This window comes from Actinacidiphila sp. bgisy145 (assembly GCF_057708125.1).
This window is the reverse complement of record NZ_JBYIRL010000097.1, coordinates 1-3313: the sequence shown is the minus strand read 5'-3', so window position 1 is coordinate 3313 and position 3313 is coordinate 1. Positions and strand designations below refer to the sequence as shown.

The window sequence follows — 3313 nt, the reverse complement described above, 5'->3', positions numbered from 1 at the left end:
TGTCGATCGCGGCGGTCAATGCTCCCCGCCAGGTCGTGGTCGCCGGCGCCGCCCAGGCGTGTGCGGAGTTCGTCGAGGCGTTTGCGGAGCGCGGGGCGCGACGGATCGCGGTCGACTACGCCTCCCACACTGCACATGTCGAGGCGGTGAGGGAGAGTCTGGCTGAGGATCTGGCGGGACTGTCCCCGGTCAGTAGTCCGGTGCCGTTCTATTCGACGCTTGAGGCGCGGGTGGTGGATACCGCCCAGCTGGATGGCGAGTATTGGTATCGGAACCTGCGGGAGCCGGTGCGGTTCGGTGAGGTCCTGGCCGCGCTGGCGGCTGAGGGGCATCGGGTGTTTGTGGAGGTCAGTCCGCATCCGGTGTTGGGTATGGCGGTCGCGCAGGCGGGTGAGGGCCTGGTCGCGGCGGCCAGTTTGCAGCGTGGTGACGGTGGCCGGGACCGGTGGCTGACCGCACTGGCGAGCGCCTGGACCGCAGGCGTCGACGTGGACTGGGCCGCGGTGACCGGCGATGAGGGTCGGGCGGTGAAGGTTGGGCTGCCGACGTATGCGTTTCAGCGGCAGCACTATTGGCCGAAGCCGGTGGCCGGTCGTGGGGATGCTTCGTCGGCTGGTCAGCAGCGTTCCGGGCATGCGTTGTTGGCGGCTGCGGTGTGGCTGGCCGAGGGTGATGGGTTGGTGTTGACGGGTCGGTTGTCGCTGGCCGCGATGCCGTGGCTGGCCGACCACGCGGTCCACGGCACGGTGCTGTTGCCGGGGACGGCGTTCGTGGACCTGGCCGTCCACGCCGGGGACCTGGCCGGGTGCGGTGTCCTGGAGGAGTTGACGCTCCAGGAGCCGCTGGTCCTTCCCGCTTCCGGTGGCGTGCAGTTGCAGGTCCAGGTCGGCGACAGTGATGGCGGCAGTGGTCGACGCACGGTCGTGGTCTCTTCCCGTGAGGGGGAGGGCGAGTGGGTGCGGAACGCGGTGGGCGAGTTGGCTCCGGCTGGCAGCGAGCCCGTCCCCGCCCCGCTGGGTGTCTGGCCTCCGGCGGGTGCGGTGTCGGTTCCGGTCGACGACGCCTACGAGAAGTTCGCCGGGCGGGGCTATCAGTACGGTCCGGCGTTCCAGGGCCTGCGTCAGGTGTGGCAGGCCGGGGACACCGTCTACGCCGAGGTTGAGCTGCCTGAGAGTGCGGAGGCTGATCCGGCGGGGTTCGGGCTGCATCCTGCTTTGCTCGACGCGGCTTTGCATGGTCTCCTCGCCACCAGCAGTAGTGGCAGTGATGCCGTGCGGACGGGGTTGCCGTTCGCGTGGTCGGGCGTCCAACTGCTGGCCGCCGGCGCCCGCCACCTGCGGGTGGTGCTCGCGCCCGGGTCGGGCGGGGTCTCGGTGACGGCGTTTGACGGTGTTGGTCAGCCGGTGCTGGCGGCCCGGTCACTGGCTTTGCGAGAGGTTGCGCCGGGGCAGTTGGGTGGGGCCGGTCGGCAGGTGCGGCAGTCGCTGTTCACGGTGGACTGGGTTCCGCTGCCGGCGCAGGCTTCGGCGGATGCGGTGCAGTGGGTGCGGCACGGTGGGTCCGAGGTGGCTCCGGTGGTGGTGGCGCCAGTGCCGGCTGCCCCGCCGGGGGTTTCGGCGCCGCAGGCGGCTCAGTTGGCTGCTGCGACGGTGTTGGGTTGGGTGCAGGAGTGGCTGGCCGATCCCGAGACGGACAACGCGCGGTTGGTGATCTGGACCAAGGGCGCGGCCACCGGGCAGGACCTGGCCGGTGCCGCGGTGGTGGGCCTGGTGCGTTCGGCGCAGTCGGAGCACCCGGGGCGTGTGCTGTTGGTCGACGTAGACCCGGCCACCGACCTGGACCCGACTCGTGACGCTGACGTGGACACCGTCTTGGCTGCGGTGCTGGGTGCTGACGAGCCGGAGATCCGCATCAGTCCCGCAGCTGACGGCGGCAGCGGTGTGGCGGTGTTCGGGCGTCGGCTGGCCCGGGGCGTGACGAAGGAGCCCGGAGTTGCACCCGTCGAGTGGGACCCGCAGGGCACCGTCTTGATGACCGGCGGGACGGGGACCCTGGGCGGGGAGTTGGCCCGGCACCTGGTCACCGTGCGTGGCATGCGGCATGTGGTGTTGTTGTCGCGGCGGGGTCCGGCGGCGCCGGGGGTGGCTGGTCTGGTTGCGGAGTTGGCTGAGCTGGGTGCGGAGGTGCGGGTGGTGGCCGGCGATGCCGCCGACCGGGATGCCCTCGCCTCGGTCCTGGCCAAGATCGCAGTCGACCGTCCGTTGACGGCGGTGGTGCACGCAGCCGGGGTGATCGACGACGCCACCGTGGAGTCGTTGACACCGCAGCGGATGGCACCGGTGCTGTCGGCGAAGGCTGACGCGGCCTGGAACCTGCACGAGCTGACCGAGGACATGGGCCTGGCCGGGTTCGTGTTGTACTCCTCGGCCGCGGCGGTCATGGGCAGCGCGGGACAAGGCAGCTACGCCGCGGCGAACGCGTTCTTGGACGCGCTGGCTGTCTATCGCCGGGATCGTCACCTGGTCGGTCAGTCGTTGGCGTGGGGCCTGTGGGAACAGACCTCGGAGATGACCGGGCATCTGGATGGCGCCGGTATGTCTCGTCTGCGTCGTGGTGGCCTCGAGCCGATGTCGACGGAGCAGGGTTTGGCGTTGTTCGAGGCCGCGGTCGCGTGGGGTGTGCCGTTGGCGGTCCCGGCCCGCTTGGACCTGACGGGGCTGTCTCGTGGAGGTCGGCCGGTGCCCGCGCTACTGCGGGGTCTGGCCGGGGGCGCTCTCGCCCGCCCGACCGCGGCCGTGGCCGTGGACGAGGCCGGTTTGGCGGCCCGGTTGGTCGGGCTCGGTTCCGTTGAGCGTGAGCAGGAGGTTTTGGAGATCGTCCGAGCTGCTGCGGCCGTTGTCCTGGGTCATGCCGGCTCGGCTGACATCGATTCCGAGCGGGCGTTCCGTGACATGGGTATCGATTCGCTGACGGGGCTGGAGTTGCGTAACCGGCTCGCGGCCGAGACCGGCCTGAGCCTTCCCGCGACCTTGGTCTTCGACCAGCCGACGCCGCTGGAGGTGGCGCGGTATCTGGTCACAGAGGCGTGCGGGACCGACGGCGTGGCTGCCGTATCTGCTGTATCTGCCGTCCGTGTCGGGGTGGATGAGCCGGTGGCGATTGTCGGGATGGGTTGTCGGTTCCCGGGTGGGGTGGAGGATCCGGAGGGTTTCTGGCGGCTGGTTGCGGAAGGCGCCGATGCGATGTCGGGCTTCCCGGCGAACCGCGGCTGGGATACGTCGGGCCTGTTCGCGTCTGGTGATGAGGGCGCTGC

1 protein-coding gene is annotated in these 3313 nt (G+C 70.6%); it reads left to right on the top strand.

What is annotated here, in order from left to right:
- Positions 1 to 3313: type I polyketide synthase (locus tag AC3ERT_RS36420; RefSeq protein ID WP_435179448.1), on the top strand; the 3313-nt coding region annotated here is incomplete at both ends.